Source organism: Photobacterium chitinilyticum, assembly GCF_004104355.1.
Classification (GTDB): Bacteria; Pseudomonadota; Gammaproteobacteria; order Enterobacterales; family Vibrionaceae; genus Photobacterium; species Photobacterium chitinilyticum.
The window spans coordinates 340548-356227 of sequence record NZ_RJLM01000004.1 but is presented as its reverse complement, the minus strand read 5'-3'; the positions used below and the strand labels follow the sequence as shown (position 1 = coordinate 356227).

General features: G+C 48.0%; 14 protein-coding genes. 6 read left to right on the top strand and 8 right to left on the bottom strand.

The genetic code is table 11. From position 1 onward, the window contains the following. Positions 1 to 7: 7 nt before the first annotated feature. The 5 genes from EDI28_RS12635 (at position 8) to bamJ (ending at position 6160) form a co-directional block, all read left to right on the top strand. Positions 8 to 580, top strand: coding sequence for a PilZ domain-containing protein (locus EDI28_RS12635; protein WP_128784237.1), 573 nt, complete (start codon positions 8 to 10; stop codon positions 578 to 580). 5 nt (positions 581 to 585) lie between these two features. Continuing rightward, positions 586 to 4041: a transcription-repair coupling factor gene (gene mfd, locus EDI28_RS12630; RefSeq protein WP_128784236.1), complete on the top strand. Its 3456-nt coding sequence runs from the start codon at positions 586 to 588 to the stop codon at positions 4039 to 4041. 29 nt (positions 4042 to 4070) lie between these two features. Further along, positions 4071 to 4907, top strand: coding sequence for a peptidoglycan binding protein CsiV (locus tag EDI28_RS12625; protein ID WP_128784235.1), 837 nt, complete (start codon positions 4071 to 4073; stop codon positions 4905 to 4907). 95 nt (positions 4908 to 5002) lie between these two features. Then, the gene (locus EDI28_RS12620) at positions 5003 to 5581 is read left to right on the top strand and encodes a GNAT family N-acetyltransferase (protein WP_128784234.1); all 579 of its coding nucleotides are present in this window, start codon (positions 5003 to 5005) and stop codon (positions 5579 to 5581) included. 105 nt (positions 5582 to 5686) lie between these two features. Further along, positions 5687 to 6160: a BamJ family beta-barrel-assembly machinery protein gene (bamJ, locus tag EDI28_RS12615; protein ID WP_128784233.1), complete on the top strand. Its 474-nt coding sequence runs from the start codon at positions 5687 to 5689 to the stop codon at positions 6158 to 6160. Positions 6161 to 6229: 69 nt separating this feature from the next. Here bamJ and EDI28_RS12610 read toward each other — a convergent pair whose 3' ends face one another. From EDI28_RS12610 to hinT, 8 genes are all read right to left on the bottom strand, one after another. Then, positions 6230 to 7519, bottom strand: a complete 1290-nt coding sequence (locus tag EDI28_RS12610) for an NAD(P)/FAD-dependent oxidoreductase (protein WP_128784232.1) — start codon at positions 7517 to 7519, stop codon at positions 6230 to 6232. A 205-nt stretch (positions 7520 to 7724) separates the two neighbouring features. After that, positions 7725 to 8267 (bottom strand): alpha/beta hydrolase YcfP, encoded by a 543-nt coding sequence (ycfP, locus tag EDI28_RS12605; RefSeq protein WP_128784231.1) that lies wholly within the window; start codon positions 8265 to 8267, stop codon positions 7725 to 7727. A gap of 108 nt (positions 8268 to 8375) precedes the next feature. Further along, positions 8376 to 9221 carry a DUF6279 family lipoprotein gene (locus EDI28_RS12600; RefSeq protein WP_233353361.1) on the bottom strand — a complete coding sequence of 282 codons (846 nt, stop codon included), beginning with the start codon at positions 9219 to 9221 and terminating at the stop codon, positions 8376 to 8378. Positions 9222 to 9346: 125 nt separating this feature from the next. Further along, entirely contained in the window at positions 9347 to 10276 is a 930-nt protein-coding gene (locus EDI28_RS12595; RefSeq protein ID WP_128784229.1) for a phosphotransferase, read from the bottom strand. A gap of 41 nt (positions 10277 to 10317) precedes the next feature. Beyond that, complete coding sequence (lpoB, locus tag EDI28_RS12590) at positions 10318 to 10911, bottom strand: penicillin-binding protein activator LpoB (RefSeq protein ID WP_128784228.1); 594 nt, start codon at positions 10909 to 10911, stop codon at positions 10318 to 10320. Positions 10912 to 10970: 59 nt separating this feature from the next. Then, the gene (locus tag EDI28_RS12585) at positions 10971 to 11357 is read right to left on the bottom strand and encodes a YcfL family putative periplasmic lipoprotein (protein WP_128784336.1); all 387 of its coding nucleotides are present in this window, start codon (positions 11355 to 11357) and stop codon (positions 10971 to 10973) included. Between the two features lie 2 nt (positions 11358 to 11359). Next, positions 11360 to 12745: a COG3014 family protein gene (locus EDI28_RS12580; protein ID WP_128784227.1), complete on the bottom strand. Its 1386-nt coding sequence runs from the start codon at positions 12743 to 12745 to the stop codon at positions 11360 to 11362. 122 nt (positions 12746 to 12867) lie between these two features. Beyond that, positions 12868 to 13218 (bottom strand): purine nucleoside phosphoramidase, encoded by a 351-nt coding sequence (gene hinT, locus EDI28_RS12575; protein ID WP_128784226.1) that lies wholly within the window; start codon positions 13216 to 13218, stop codon positions 12868 to 12870. A 378-nt stretch (positions 13219 to 13596) separates the two neighbouring features. Between hinT and EDI28_RS12570 the strand changes: the two genes are divergently transcribed. Then, complete coding sequence (locus EDI28_RS12570; RefSeq protein WP_128784225.1) at positions 13597 to 15600, top strand: methyl-accepting chemotaxis protein; 2004 nt, start codon at positions 13597 to 13599, stop codon at positions 15598 to 15600. The last annotated feature ends 80 nt before the right edge of the window (positions 15601 to 15680 follow it).

Sequence of the window (15680 nt, the reverse complement as noted above, 5' to 3'; positions counted from 1 at the left end):
GTATGACATGAATCAGGACGAGTATTTTTCGGTCAGTGCCGGGCTAACCATCAATGTTGAGCTGCTTCCCCCAAACGAACAGCTGCCTGATGAGTTAGCATTCAGCCATGAAATCCCGCCTTTGTTTCGTGTCGCCAGTGAGTGCACCGGCCTTGAGGATGGTGTCGAACAATCACTGAACAAGCTAACCAAGGAAGAAAGCAAGCCACTGCTTGACTACCTGACGGCCCAGAATAGCAAGATAAACCTCTTGTTATCTTATATTCTGTCACAGCAAGACAACCCAGCACACCGCTACAGCACCGAAACGTTTGGTGCCAGCCAGCTCACATTTTACTCTAACAACACTTTTCCGGTCGGCAGATCTGCCCGGGTTAAGCTATTTTTAGACAAACCCTCGGCAGCCGTCTATTGCTATGCCGAAATCATTGGCAATGCAGTAAAAGGTGATAAATTTGAAATTACTCTCAAATACAATCGCCTACAGGAAAACGATCGGGACTTGCTGATACGTGCAGCCCTTTATTTTCAACAGAAACTACTGCGCCAGCGCGCTCAACAGCGAACAGATACCCAATAAAGCACATGAAATCAAACTTTTTACTCTCTCTTCCTTTACCTAAAAAGCAAGGGGACAGCCGATTCATCGGCAATGTATCAGGCGCAGCACTGGCCTTATCGGTTGCGGAACTCGCCCAATCACACCAAGGACCGGTACTCACAGTAGTACCAGATACCCAGACCGCCCTTCGTCTGCAACCTGAAATTACTCAGTTCACCGATGTTGAGGTCAGTGTGTTTCCTGATTGGGAAACCCTGCCCTATGATAATTTCTCTCCGCATCAGGACATCATTTCAGATCGCTTGTCGCGCCTGTATAAGCTGCCGACACAAACGGATGGGATCATACTTGTTCCTATCAGCACCTTATTACAGCGTCTGACACCCAAAGAGTTCATTCGTCAGCATGCGCTAATGGTCACAAACGGCGATAGGCTTTCGCTGGACAAGCTTCGCCTGCAGCTAGAAGCCTCCGGTTACCGACATGTTGATCAGGTAATGGAGCATGGCGAGTATGCCAGCCGCGGCTCGCTACTGGATCTGTTCCCGATGGGCAGCAATCAGCCATATCGAATAGATTTCTTTGATGATGAAGTCGACTCTATTCGCCAGTTTGATCCGGAAAACCAACGTTCTACCGGCGAAATGGACAATATTCACCTTTTGCCGGCCCATGAATTTCCTACTGATGAAATCGCTGTAGAGAGCTTCCGTATGCGCTGGCGCGAGCGATTCGAAGCCCGTCGCGAGCCTGAGTCTATCTATCAGCAAGTCAGCAAGCGTACCTGGCCGGCGGGAATCGAGTACTGGCAACCGTTATTTTTTGAACAGACCGAGACATTATTCGACTATCTGCCCGATTCAAGCCTGCTTATCACTATTGGCGAGCTGGAGCCCGCGGTTGACCAATTCCTCGGTGATGCCGAATACCGATTTGAACAGCGCCGTGTTGATCCGCTGCGCCCGCTACTAAGTCCGCGCGAACTATGGCTGAGCAAAGACGAGATGTTCGGTGGTTTCAAAAACCTGCCGCAAGTTCGTATCCGTCCGGGTACAGAGCCTGAAAAAGCAGGCCGTTACAATCCGTTACTACAGCCGGTTCCAACGTTAACCATCAATCACCAGCTCAAGGAACCGCTCGCTGAACTCCGCCGTTTCTCGGAACAGTTTGATGGTAAAATCATATTCTCCGTAGCTTCCGAAGGCCGTCGTGAGGCATTACTCGATCTGCTGGCACGGATCAAGCTCCGTCCAATGGTATGCGGTTCGCTTCACGAAGCAGCCAATACGCAGGGCAAGTTTGCGCTCGTTATTGGCGCGGCAGAGCAAGGTTTCATTCTGGATACGCCTTCCATTGCCTTTATCTGCGAAAGTGATTTACTTGGCGAACGCGTTGTCCAGCGCCGTCGACGCGAAGATAAAAAGACCGTCAACACCGAAACGATTATTCGCAACCTTGCCGAACTTCAAATAGGCCAGCCCGTTGTGCATCTCGACCATGGTATCGGTCGTTATCAAGGTTTACAGACTCTGGAAGCCGGCGGGATCACCACCGAATATGTGACTCTTGAATACCAGGGCGGTGCCAAACTCTATGTTCCGGTCGCCTCTCTACACCTGATCAGCCGCTACTCCGGCGGTGCCGAAGACACAGCACCCATTCATAAACTGGGTGGTGAAACCTGGGCCAAGGCACGCAAAAAAGCCGCTGAAAAAGTACGTGATGTTGCAGCCGAGCTACTCGATGTCTACGCCAAACGCGAAATGAAACCGGGATTTAAATTCAAACTCGATCGCGAAGCCTATGCAGACTTCTGCACGGGATTCCCCTTTGAAGAAACCCATGACCAGGCACTGGCTATTAATGCTGTCTTGTCCGATATGTGTCAGGCCAAGGCTATGGATCGCCTGGTATGTGGTGACGTCGGCTTTGGTAAGACCGAAGTAGCCATGCGCGCTGCCTTTATCGCTGTCGATAACAACAAACAGGTAACGGTACTGGTTCCGACTACCCTGCTGGCGCAACAGCATTTTGAGAATTTCCGTGACCGCTTTGCCAACACACCGGTGCGTGTCGAGGTACTTTCCCGCTTCAAAACCGCCAAAGAGCAGAAACAGATCCTAGCCGATGTCGCTGAAGGGAAAATCGATATTCTGATCGGTACCCATAAACTGCTCAATGCTTCGGTCCATTATCAGGATCTGGGACTACTTGTTGTCGATGAAGAGCACCGCTTTGGTGTTCGTCAGAAAGAAAAAATCAAGGCAATTCGCTCGGATGTCGACATCCTGACCTTGACGGCAACTCCGATCCCTCGAACACTGAACATGGCGATGAGTGGCATGCGAGATCTATCGATTATTGCCACCCCACCGGCACGCCGCCTTGCCATCAAGACGTTTGTCCGTGAGCGCGAAGATATTCTGATTAGAGAAGCGGTTCTACGAGAAATTATGCGGGGCGGACAGGTCTACTTCCTGCATAACGATGTCGACTCAATCGAGAAAACAACAGAAGAGTTAGCGAAGCTGATCCCGGAAGCACGGATCACCTTTGCCCACGGCCAGATGCGCGAGCGCGAACTGGAAAAAATCATGAGTGATTTTTACCACCAGCGCTTCAACCTACTCGTATGTACCACGATTATCGAAACCGGTATCGATGTCCCGACCGCGAATACCATTGTGATCAACCGTGCCGATCATTTAGGTCTGGCGCAGCTGCACCAGTTACGCGGGCGTGTAGGTCGTTCTCATCACCAGGCCTATGCATACCTGCTGACACCGCATCCGAAGCGGATGACCAAAGATGCAGTGAAACGTCTCGAAGCCATTTCATCGCTCGAAGATCTCGGCGCTGGCTTTACCCTTGCAACTCACGATCTTGAAATTCGAGGTGCCGGAGAGCTGCTGGGGGACGAACAAAGCGGTCAGATCCAGTCGGTAGGCTTTACCCTGTTTATGGAGATGCTGGAACAAGCCGTCGAGGCATTGAAAGAAGGCAAAGAACCGTCACTCGATGATCTGCTGCGCCAGCAAACTGAAATAGAACTGCGACTGCCAGCCCTGTTACCAGACGAGTACATCCCGGATATCAATACCCGCTTGTCTCTCTACAAGCGAATTGCCAGTGCCGACAGTGAAAATGCCCTGAACGAGCTAAAAGTTGAACTGATAGACCGTTTTGGCCTACTACCGGATGCAACAACCAACTTGCTGACTGTGAACAAGCTCAAATTGAAAGCTGCGGGACTAGGTGTTCGCCGTATTGAGGCAGGGGAAAAAGGAGGCTATGTTGAATTTGCGCAAAACGCATCAATAAACCCTGGTTTCCTGGTCAATTTGTTACAATCACAGCCACAGCATTATCGTATGGATGGCCCGACTAAACTAAAAGTCATGGCGCCAATGAGTGATCGTAAAGACCGAATTAAGTATGTTGACGGGCTTCTAACAAAGCTTGCTGAAAACACTCTATAATTGATGGCACTATCGTGCGGAGTACTATCTTGAAAAAACTGATTTATTTGCTGCTTATTGCCGTTAGCTGGCCAAGCCTGGCTGCTAGACAATTTGATATTGAAGTTATTCTCTTCAAGCGCAATATCGATCCTGCGCAAGTCAATGAGTCCTGGCCGGATCAGCAAAAGCCGATCAATATGAAAGGCACTGTTACCTTCGGTGATGAAAGCCTGCTGGTCAGCAAAGGCATTAGCCTGATGCTGCCGGAACAATATCAGCTAACGTCACAGTACAACAAACTGAAAGGCCACGCTGGTTTTACTCCTCTGGCTCATTTCGGCTGGCGTCAAGGCGATTTAAGCAAAGTGGCGGCACCGAAATTCTACCTGACCGCAGGCAAAGATTTCTCGGCTCAATATCTACCTGACGGCACCTCAAAGAAGGAGCTGCTCCGCCGGGAAATACCAGCATCGACTACACCCGATTATAGTGATAGTGATCCAGTAGTTACAACGGACACGCTTCCTTCTACACAGGAAGAGCCAGCTGCTGCCCCTGAGCCACCACTTTATGAGCTAGAGGGAAAAATTCGGGTCTATGTTCAACATTACCTGTTTACCGAAGCTAGCTTGGATCTGCGAGAGCCTGGCCGCCGAGAAGTCATTGTCGGTGCCGAACCCATTGATATCCAGGCAGATCTGCTGTCCGATGACAGTAATGTTCAGGTTGGCCACTTGCAAGAAGTGAAGAAAAAAATAGAAGTCGAGGAATTTCTGAAAACATATCGCTTTGATCAACAGCGGAAAATGCGCAGCGGTGAAACTCATTATCTCGATCACCCTCTAATGGGCATGGTAGTTCAGATCCGTCGGGTCGAAGAGTAATCAGCCAACAACTCGGTAATCGATAACGGATAGAAAACGTTCCACCATATGAAGGCTGCCAATAGGCAGCCCTAGGTCATTTCGAGATAATACTCATGAAAATTGATTTTGAAATAACCACAACACGGCTCATTCTCCGTCCCTATAAGATAGTCGACCTTAACGATCTTCTTGATGCCGTCAAGGCATCTGTTACCCAGCTAAACCCATGGCTGACGTGGTGTACTGAAGACTACGACCAGCAAGATGCCTACGAATGGATCAATGCCAGCCGGCAAAACTGGCAAAATGACATCAGTTATGAGGTCGCTATCTTTGAGCGACACTCAGGGCTGCTGGTCGGCAGTATTTCACTCAATAATGTTTCTATCCCGCTGAACTCAGCGGAACTGGGCTACTGGATCAGAACCGCTTCCCAGCAGCAAGGTTTTGCAACCGAGGCCTGCCAGGCACTCAGCAACTTTGCCTTCAACACTCTCGGCCTTACCCGGCTGGAAATCGTTACACACACAGGAAATCTCGCCAGCCAGCGAACAGCACTGGCCTGCAAAGCCAAGTTTGAATGCACAGCCAGAAATCGTATCTTTTCGCCCGACAAAGTCTGTGACGGCATCGTCTTTTCTCTCATCCCAGAAGATTTACGCCCTAACGAACGGGTAGTCCCGACCAAGTAGGTCGAAGTAAGAAGGATCACGATCTGACCGCGTACATTATTGGTATGAATTAAGCGGTTAAGGTACTATGAAGCCAGACCTCAAGCTAAGAAACGGGTATTTATCGTGTTTAAAATTATCATCACTATTGCGATCATCGGCCTTGTCATTTTTTTCATGCAGCGCTCTCAAAGCAATAAACAATCAGCAGCTGAAAATATCAACGTTGGGCAAGAATTCCTTGCGGAAAACAAACAGCAGGAAGGGGTAAAAACTACCGAATCCGGCTTGCAATACCTCGTGCTACAAGAAGGTGCCGGCACCGTTCATCCGAAAACCTCAGACAAGGTAACAGTTCACTACCATGGCACTCTGCTTGATGGCACCGTGTTTGACAGTTCTGTCGAACGTGGAGAATCGATCCAGTTCGGCCTGGGACAGGTTATCAAAGGTTGGACCGAAGGATTACAACTGATGGTCGAAGGCGAAAAGACGCGGCTATTTATTCCGTCAGAGCTTGCCTATGGCAATCGCTCAGTAGGCTCGATCCCGGCTGGTTCTATACTGATTTTTGATGTCGAGCTCATCAAAATCAATTAAACATGCCCCAAGTCATACGATATAAAAACGCCGCTAGCAGATAGCGGCGTTTTTTTACTAGCAGTTTTATTAATGAAGCTTCAAGTTCGGGCGCAGCACACGGTTGATACGCCCGACCAGCATCATCAAGCCAGTCTTGAATACGCCGTGTAGCGCGACCAGGTGCATTCTGTACAAAGAAATATACACCACTCGAGCAATGCGCCCCTCGACCATCATTGAACCTTTGGTCAAGTTACCCATCAGGCTACCTACAGTTGAAAAACGGCTTAGCGATACCAGTGAGCCATGATCGCTATAGACATAAGGTTTCTGCGCACGATCTGTCATCTTAGCTACAATATTTGAGAAACAGCGACTTGCCATCTGGTGAGCGGCCTGGGCACGCGGCGGCACAAAGCTACCGTCGTCTTGGACACAACACGCCAGATCACCAATCACATAAATGTCATCATCACGGGTAGTCTGCAATGTCGGCTTCACTACCAGCTGATTAATACGGTTTGTTTCAAGGCCGGCAATATCTTTCATAAAATCAGGCGCCTTGATACCCGCTGCCCAAACCATGATCTGTGCCGGGATATGATCACCATCTTTGGTTGTGAGGCCCGTCTCGTCAGCTTTAGTTACCATGGTTGCAGTACGGACATTCACACCGAGCTTAGTCAGCTCGCTATGGGCCGCGCTAGAAATCCGAGGCGGCAAGGCAGGTAAAATACGCTCGCCGGCTTCAACAAGATTGACATTCAGGCGGGAGCTATCCAGATCACCGAAACCATAAGTACGTAGTTCCTTCACGGCATTGTGCAGCTCTGCCGAAAGCTCAACACCGGTTGCACCAGCCCCCACAATCGCAATATCGACCGTTTTCTGATCTTTATTTGCATGCAGTTTAAGGAACTGGTTGTTCATTTGAGTCCGGAAACGGTGTGCCTGCTCAGGGCTATCCAGAAAAATACAGTTGTCACGGACACCCGGTGTATTGAAATCATTCGAGGTTGAGCCAATTGCCATGACCAAGGTATCGTATTCCAGCTCACGTTCCGACATCAGCAGCTCATTATGCTCATCATAGAGAGCGGCCAATTTGATCGTCTTACTCTCGCGATCAATCGATTGCAAGCTGCCCATCTGAAAATCAAACGAATGATTTTTGGCATGGGCGCGGTAGCTCAGAGCATCAACTCCGGCGTCCATTGAACCTGTTGCCACTTCGTGTAAAAGCGGCTTCCACAGGTGGCTGGCCTTACGATCAACGAGTGTCACGGTTGCACGACGTTTGCGCCCCAAGGTTCGACCCAACTTGGTCGCAAGCTCAAGACCGCCCGCACCGCCACCAACTACGATAATACGAGTCACGATAACTTCCTCTTATTTTGTATAAATTATATTGCTCAGAGCCTTATGCCCGTTATTCATCCCTAAATGACAGGAGACAACGCTCTGGCTAGCTGACTAATACCAAACTGAACAATGCTCTGACTATGCGGGCACACCAAAGATCACTGTTCAATTTGGTATTAAAGCAGACGGATTGGCACCGTCTGCGAAGGGTAGGAGGTAGTTAACGTGTTTCTTTAAATGACTTTATTGTTTGTAGATGCTGGGAGATTTTTTTGAATTTATGTTTTTGAGTCTCGTCCCAGATGATTTCGTAGTAATCAACTAATGCATCTTTTGTCTCGTGATTATCTAATACTTCATCATTAGTTGAAAGTATGCAAAGGCAATTACCGGCATTTTTTTCACGAAAATCTGTAACACATTTTGTCGAGATATCAGCATATTCTTCTGGTCGGTCAATTCTTCCTTCCATGCTCTGCTCTGGGTGTAAATTCGGGTTAAAAATAACCTGTTTTATCCCGCAGAGAAAACCGATGCGCTCAGACCAATATCCACCGAGTCCTACACCACAAATCAATGGATGAGAGTCATTGGACTCTTCTATTAACTTATGCACTTCTTTTAGCAAATGCTGCATATCGTGCTTAGGATGGAGCGTGCTGTAATTCACAAAACGAACATCAGGGTCAATAAATTGAAGCTGTAGTACCTTTTCATGGTTACCTGGGCTTGTCGAATCAAAGCCATGCAGATAGATGATCATTCTTTTCCCCTGTCATTCTTATTTTTCTCTAAATTTAATCTAACACGTTTTATATGGTTTTAAAGACAAAAAACGTGACTTAATTAACAAAAAAAGTGGTAATTACACCTATTCGCTTATCAAAACTGCTACATCCTTACGAATTGAAGTTAACCGGCTATCAAGAAAACGACGCTGTGTATCTGTTAAACTGTGATTGAAACGTCTAAAAAGGTCAAAACGACGATTTAAATAAAAGTTCAATTCAGCTTGAATATCATCATTTTCAAGGGCAACCAGACGTTGAAGCTCCCGACTCAGCTCTGTTTCAAAATCTGGGCTATTTCTGTTTTTCATTAGCAATCGCCAGTTTTGCAGGAACTGATCCCAAACTGTAAAAAATTCCGGCTCCATTTCAACTTGATACCCTGCCAGCTCTTTCAGCAACATATTCTGCCTGCTGTTTAGCGGCCCGACCCAATCTGCTGCTGTCTCCTGCAGATCACTCGCACGCTTGCTGAGCTTCTGCTTGGTCGTCAGGATCTCACGCTCTTGCTTGACCTCATCAATAGCAGACTGAATACTATTACTCAGTTGGGCTATCTGCAGCTCATCCAGCAGTTTTAACGTAGCAGCCAACGGCTTGGCCAGTACAGCCACGGAGTCCTGACCAAGAGCGGTAAATGAAAAGTGATAACCTCGGACTTGGCTAAACGTCAGCGGCATCTCTAAATCTGATTGCAGTGCCAAGATCTGCCGGTGAAGCCTTGGAAGCTCCTGTCGGCGATGAACAGCCAGTGCCTTATCAAGCTCAGTATCAAATACCCGCTCCTGACTTGAGGTTAAGCTGACATAGCCGGATAAATAGTAAGGGATCCAATAATTGAGAGTATTGTAGCCAAGACGCATCACACACCCGGCAAGGATAAGCATGATAAACGCCCCCGCAGCAAAACGCGTCAAACTCCGAGGCATCTTAACTCCCATTTACTTGAATAGACCAACTAACCAGCGAATTAATAGTGTAGACCTGAGTTTCGATCGTATATTTCACAGCAATGAAACTCGAATGAGATATTGAAGAATGGGAATAGCTATTTTTAGTGGACCGAATCTGTTGAGCCCTCATTGGGCCCAGTATGTTGAGCTAACTTGGATAGTAGTTCTTGCCTGAGCTGGTCGGCTTCAATCAAATAGGCACGATCTCGCCACAACGAAGCACCGACATAATACCAAAGCATAGCCAAATAATGACACCACGGCTGCCAAGCCGTCACTGCCGCTAACCAACGGTTGCTATCTTGCCTACCCTGCCTTTGACAATAAACTGCGACTGCAAGCTCCTTGTCCAGGCCATTGGCACTGATAGTCAGGGCAAGATCGAGCGAAGGATCACCTGCCGCGGCGTACTCCCAGTCAATCACACGCTTGTTGCCATCCGGCTGGCAAATAATATTATACCGACCTAAGTCATGATGACAGCAGGTATCATCAAACCAGGCTTGCAAAGGTAACTGTTGAAAGTGATTAAAAAGCTGCTGAAGCGAAGTGGATTTGTACTTGTCGTCGATCTGCTGCCAGTAGTGTGCAGCTTTCGGCTTCACATCAAGACGCCAGGGCGGAACAGGCAAAGCATGGATATCAGCCTGAAGCTGAAGTAGATCCCGATCCGACAAATTTTTGCCAGCCATTGCGCCCTCTACCCATTCCACCAACAAGCCCTGTTCAAGCAGTGCAAGGCTCTTTGGTGCAATATTAGTCGGGACAACACTAGGTAAAGTTGTATGAGGAGAAGCCGTCAGTGACGACTGGAAGCTCTCAAGCACCTGATGCTCATGCTCACGAGAGAGCCCAAAAGCCTTGGTCGACTCTGCAATAGGTCGCCATACCACCTTCGAGCACACAGATGTTCGCACGTTATATAGCTCAAGCACCCAGCAGCGGTTACTCAGGCCACCGGTCAGCGGCCTGGCTGAAAGCAACTCGATATCCGGCAAGGCGCTCAGTAAAGAGGGATCAAATGAACTCACTCAGCGCCTCAACTCTAAAAGGCTATCGGTTAATACCGTCATTACCAACCAAGTAGGCTCTTGGCTTCCTGCTTGCGAATTTCACTTTCATCGGCCCACTCGACCAGACCAGTTTCCAAATCCATCAGGCGCATCGTCATTTTGTAGTAAACATCTTTGTCGCTGCCAGCCTGTTTGACAATACTTGCCAGGTTGCCGTATAGCATGTACTCCGCACCCACCATTTTACCGAACTGAATCGCAGTGCTCTGGTTTACCAACTCATCATTGTTTTGGAAGTTCAGTTGCTTGCGAACGTCTTCGACGCGAGTCATGTCAACGAAACGAAATTTACCCGAGTTAAGCAGGCGCGTACTGACCGAATCGGTAACCGACTCAGTATCAATGTGTTCACTGGTTTTGTTTTTAATACCATCAACAACAATAATCGGTCGCTTGCCATTACCTGTAATGTAGGCAACTGAACCCGAGCTCAGCATGCTATCGGTCATTTCTTCGGCAATCTTCTGCAAATCTGTTGAACCAAACTCGATAGTCGTGGTTTCGGCTTCCTGTGCATCACCATAGCTGACTTTCTGCGCACAACCACCCATCAATGCAGCTACACCTAATAATGCAATTACGCTTTTTTTCATCTTATTACCTTTCATTACTGTTGTCGCAGAACAAGCCACAATGGTGGCCGTACTCCCAATTAATAGCTCGCCTCACGGATGTAGATACGGTACTGCTTGGCTTCAGGTTTTCTGGCGACGGCCTGCAGGGTCACAGAATCTCTGCCATGCAGAACAAACTGGCGCCACGGACTATCACTGCCATAAACCTCTAACCCCTGAGCATCATACCAATAGAAGCGATATTGCAGCTTCATATCCGAGTCAGTTTTACTGGTGACAGGTACACCTGCCTTCATCAATCCATTAGCATTCGCGATTATGGCTTTCTCGATTTCAATCTGATTAGCCAGCGATGTATTACCAATCACTACATTCTGATTGCTACTTTCAATACTGATGCCTGACGTTGACGACGAGCAGGCAGACAGCAAGAGCGCAAACATCAAGACAGAAAAATATTTCATCATTAACTTTCTCCTAACAATACCGACCACCAGCTAAGCTGATTACCCTGGCGTGAAACCCAAACCATCGTTGTTCGTCCAGCTGCAACTTTGACGTCCAAACTCTGGCCGTTCCAGCTGAGTTTATGTATCCCTGCTTTTAAATCAGTATGATACATACTGATAGAAGATGGTAGTGATTGCCAGCTTCGAGTATCTGGCTGTTCAGTCAGCGTGTTAAAAATATTGGCAAGTACGTTGCCGATATCATTACCATTCTTTGCTGCCGATTTTCTGACTTCATTCTTCGCCACCACCCGTAGCGCCTGACGAACAGCAATCACCGGCAGCTCTTCGTTCAGGCTACTCTTGGCCATATTATTGACATTGGCCAACTCACCCGCCTTCACAGCCTGATCATCGAGCATCAGCGAGCTCAAGTTCTGACGAGGCATATCACGGTAGTAAGGCAAGGCCAAATTGTAAATAACCCCATCGCCCCGGCTATCCGGCAGCCACAACGGCAAACGCCAGCCATCCCGTGCCTGGACTACCCCCTGCTCGTCAAGAATAACAACCCTGCCGGCTCCCGCTTTTTCTGGTGTATATCGGCCATATCGGGCCTGCAGCGGTTTAAGATCTTCTGTCATCTGCATGCGGGTTGCCAGCCGCAATACCGTGTTGGCGATATACATATTATCCGGTGCAACAGCCAAGGCACGTTTGTAATCGATATAGGCACTGTTGAGATCACCATCGGCCTCATACAGTATCCCTGACAAGTAAAATAAATAGCCGTTTTGTACATTGGCTAGCTTTTCCCCGGCATCAGGGTAACGGGCCAGCACGGCACCGAGATTCTGGCTCAGTCCGTTGCGCTGCGCTTCCTGCGCTGCCTGACCAAGTTCTGCCTCACGTAGTTTCCGGGCGGCTTCTTGAACCTGATTGGCTCTTCGGGCTTCAACCAAAGCACCTTCCAGATCTTTCTGCTTTATATAATTCAGTGCCAGATAGAGGTGCATAAAACCCAGCTCGTAATCAGCCGGCTGGTAGGTGATCATATTGTCATTGGTTAAGAGCGCTCCGGCCTGGTTTAACCCTTCGGATATCTGGATACTGGCCTGACGTTGCTGCTCTTTAACCGCCATATCGGCACGTTGCAAGGCGGCGAAACTATCCGGATACTGCTCGGCAACAAAGTTCACCCGTCCTCGTTCCATACCGTCGAGAATATCGCCTGCAGGGGATTCCGGAAGCGCTTCTACAGCCAGAGCGTAATTCCCCTGTTGAAGGGCTTCGTGCGCCTGTGCATTTGACGCACTGTAATGACTGAATAAACTCTGAGTCGATAAGTTGGCGCAGGCTGTTATGCTTAACGATAACATCAGCACTGCGGCACGTTTTAGCATTGTGTTAATAACTCATTCTCTATAACAAAAAATCTGAGTGTTCATGATACAAGAACATAATCCACTCAGACCTAACCCGGCAATATTAGTTCCCGCAGCTATCACGGGGAACTATGGTTGCTTTATCCAACCAGCATCGGACCTAGCGGGCGACCCGCAAGAAGGTGCATGTGAATATGATAAACTTCTTGGCCACCATGGGGGTTACAGTTAACAATCAGGCGGTATCCATCATCAGATACACCTTCTTTCTCTGCCAACTTGCGGGCGACAGTAAACAAACGCCCCATCATCGCTTCATCATCCACCTCAACATCATTCACCGTCGGGATCAGCTTATTCGGAATGATTAGGATATGGCTTGGTGCACGAGGATTAATATCTCGGAACGCAGTCACTAAATCATCCTGATATAAGACATCTGCCGGAATTTCCTTACGAATAATTTTACTGAAGATGGTTTCTTCTGCCATATCATGCTCCATTTACTATGTTATGTCTCAGGCTATATCCTGAATGAGAAGTATGCTTGAGTACAAACTAGAGAGCAATATTGAACACCGTTTTAAACAATTATTCCAGTAAATATTTCATAAAATAAGTTATTTTTTGATGCCGTCGTCAAAGTATGTAGCGACTGTAATCATTTATGATCAACGGCTGCCACTCTTCCCCAAGGCAAAATGCTAGAGTGGTTTGTGTCAATTTTGTCTTTTTTAGTACGCTTTTTTTGCTACTTAAAATTTCAACATCACAATTTATGCGAAGGTCAATAACATAATAACAGCTTCGTATTAATGTACTTTATGTGGGCTTGCTGTCGCTCACATTTGCCAGAGTTTAGGGATATTATGAAGACAACAAGACAGACCTCTGTCATACGACGTATGTACACAGGGTTTGCGGTAATGGTTGTATTATTTGCTGCAACAATTGTTCTGATGCTTGATGGAACGAACCAGATCCACAACCAACTTAAAACGGTAACTGCAGATGCGCTTCCGCTAGTATCTACAGCAAACCAAACCAGTGTTCGACTTCTCGCGGCCGACAAGATTTTTAAGGACTTTCTTACCAGCAAGAACCCTGAGCGAATGAAAGTCTACGAGGATAACTTTAGCCAGGCGCACAGTACCTTTAGCAGTGCGCTCGATCAACTGCAGCAAGCCTCGGCAGGCAATAATGCCCTCAGCGCGCAATTAAGCGAGCTGCTCGCGCTCGAGGAGCGGTACTTTTCCGAAGCCCATATTGCGATGGGGAACTATCGAACTCAATTATTGGCTCAGGAAGAACGCTTACAATCATCGCGCCGTTTTCAGCAGCTCCACAACGAGCTGAATACCCGGATGAAAGAGTACGTCGAAGATCAAGACAGTATCTCAGTCAAAATGATCGCCAAGAACTATTTCATCAAGCTTCGCCTGACAGAAACCATCACTTCTGACGCTCTGGCAACAGATGATATTACCGTCATAGATAAAGCGGTAAAAAGCAACAAACGAAGTGTCAACCATCTCGGTAACGCCTATCGCTCTCTAACGTCTTTGATACCGGAGCTGAAAGCAAAATTCGACAAGCCCATCGAACAATACACCCTCGATATTGGCAAACCCGGTGGTGTACTAGATGTCCACTACCGCTACATTGATGCCCGCAACCGCCTTTACGACAATATCGCGACACTGGCGACTGAAATTGATCAGGCAACAAACTTGCTTGATACCTTCAGAACCGAGGCCAACGCCCATATGGACAGCGCAATTGCCAATGCCGATAAAGCATACAGCCGCGGGATCACCAATGCCGTCATGATAGGAATCGGTGTTACCCTGTTTGCTATCTTCATCGGCTGGTTCCTGGCACAAAGTGTCCGTAAACCCCTTGAGTCAACGCTAAAGACCTTAGAAGCCCTCACCAATGGTGATATGACCAAGCGAAGCGAAAACAACAGTTTCGTCGAATTCAACAAACTCAGCCACCACATCAATACACTGGCAGATAACTTACAAGAAGTGCTGGGTAAGCTCAGCCAGGCATCAAGCGATCTGACATCCGTTGCCGAGGAAAACCAGGCCACGACGTCAGAGGCTAAAAATCGCCTCAACGAACAACGACAGCAAACTGCATCAGTCGCGACAGCCATGACAGAAATGGAACAGTCTGTGACAGACGTATCACAAAGTGCACAAAACACGATGGAGCGCGTGCATGAAGTCGAGAAAGCCTCCGACACCGGCCGCGAGGTAATGAGCCGCAATATCAACACTGCCCATCAACTTTCTGAACGCCTAGACGAATCAGTCAACGCGGTATCAAAGTTACAGGAGATGAGCAGCAATATCGGCTCCATCCTTGATGTGATCCGCAATATCGCAGATCAGACCAACCTACTGGCGCTCAATGCCGCCATTGAAGCAGCTCGCGCCGGCGACCAAGGCCGTGGGTTTGCCGTCGTGGCTGACGAAGTGCGTGTGTTGGCAAAGCGAACTACCGACTCAACCGCTGAAATTGAAAACATGATCCAAAGCCTGCAGTCACGCTCAGGTCAAGCCGTGTCCGTAATGCAGAGCTGCGTTTCCGAGATGGAAAACAGTATTAACCAGGCATCCGATGCCAACAGTGCGATGGAAGAAATTCAGGCTATCATCTTCGAAATCAGCCAAATGAGCTCACAAATAGCCCAGGCCGCCGAAGAACAGCGAAGTACGACTACATCCATTGCCCGCAGCTTGGAAGATATCAGCCATATTGCTGATTCCAACTTCAGCTCAATGGAAGAAGTCGCGGAAGCCAGCAACAAGCTTGATAGTCTGGCCCATCAGCAAAACGACTTGGTGATGCGGTTTAAGCTATAACAGAACATGGATAAATACACGATAAGCATATAAACAGAAGCCAGCACTCAGTGCTGGCTTTTAATTATCATGATATCGCT

Bases quoted from the DNA above. Each gene is read 5' to 3' on its own strand.
- EDI28_RS12635 (WP_128784237.1), top strand. From the start codon at position 8: ATGAATCAGGACGAGTATTTTTCGGTCAGTGCCGGGCTAACCATCAAT.
- lpoB (WP_128784228.1), bottom strand. From the start codon at position 10,911: ATGAAAAAAAGCGTAATTGCATTATTAGGTGTAGCTGCATTGATGGGT.
- EDI28_RS12580 (WP_128784227.1), bottom strand. From the start codon at position 12,745: ATGCTAAAACGTGCCGCAGTGCTGATGTTATCGTTAAGCATAACAGCC.
- EDI28_RS12585 (WP_128784336.1), bottom strand. From the start codon at position 11,357: ATGAAATATTTTTCTGTCTTGATGTTTGCGCTCTTGCTGTCTGCCTGC.
- ycfP (WP_128784231.1), bottom strand. From the start codon at position 8,267: ATGATCATCTATCTGCATGGCTTTGATTCGACAAGCCCAGGTAACCAT.
- mfd (WP_128784236.1), top strand. From the start codon at position 586: ATGAAATCAAACTTTTTACTCTCTCTTCCTTTACCTAAAAAGCAAGGG.
- EDI28_RS12570 (WP_128784225.1), top strand. From the start codon at position 13,597: ATGAAGACAACAAGACAGACCTCTGTCATACGACGTATGTACACAGGG.
- EDI28_RS12620 (WP_128784234.1), top strand. From the start codon at position 5,003: ATGAAAATTGATTTTGAAATAACCACAACACGGCTCATTCTCCGTCCC.
- EDI28_RS12600 (WP_233353361.1), bottom strand. From the start codon at position 9,221: ATGCCTCGGAGTTTGACGCGTTTTGCTGCGGGGGCGTTTATCATGCTT.
- hinT (WP_128784226.1), bottom strand. From the start codon at position 13,218: ATGGCAGAAGAAACCATCTTCAGTAAAATTATTCGTAAGGAAATTCCG.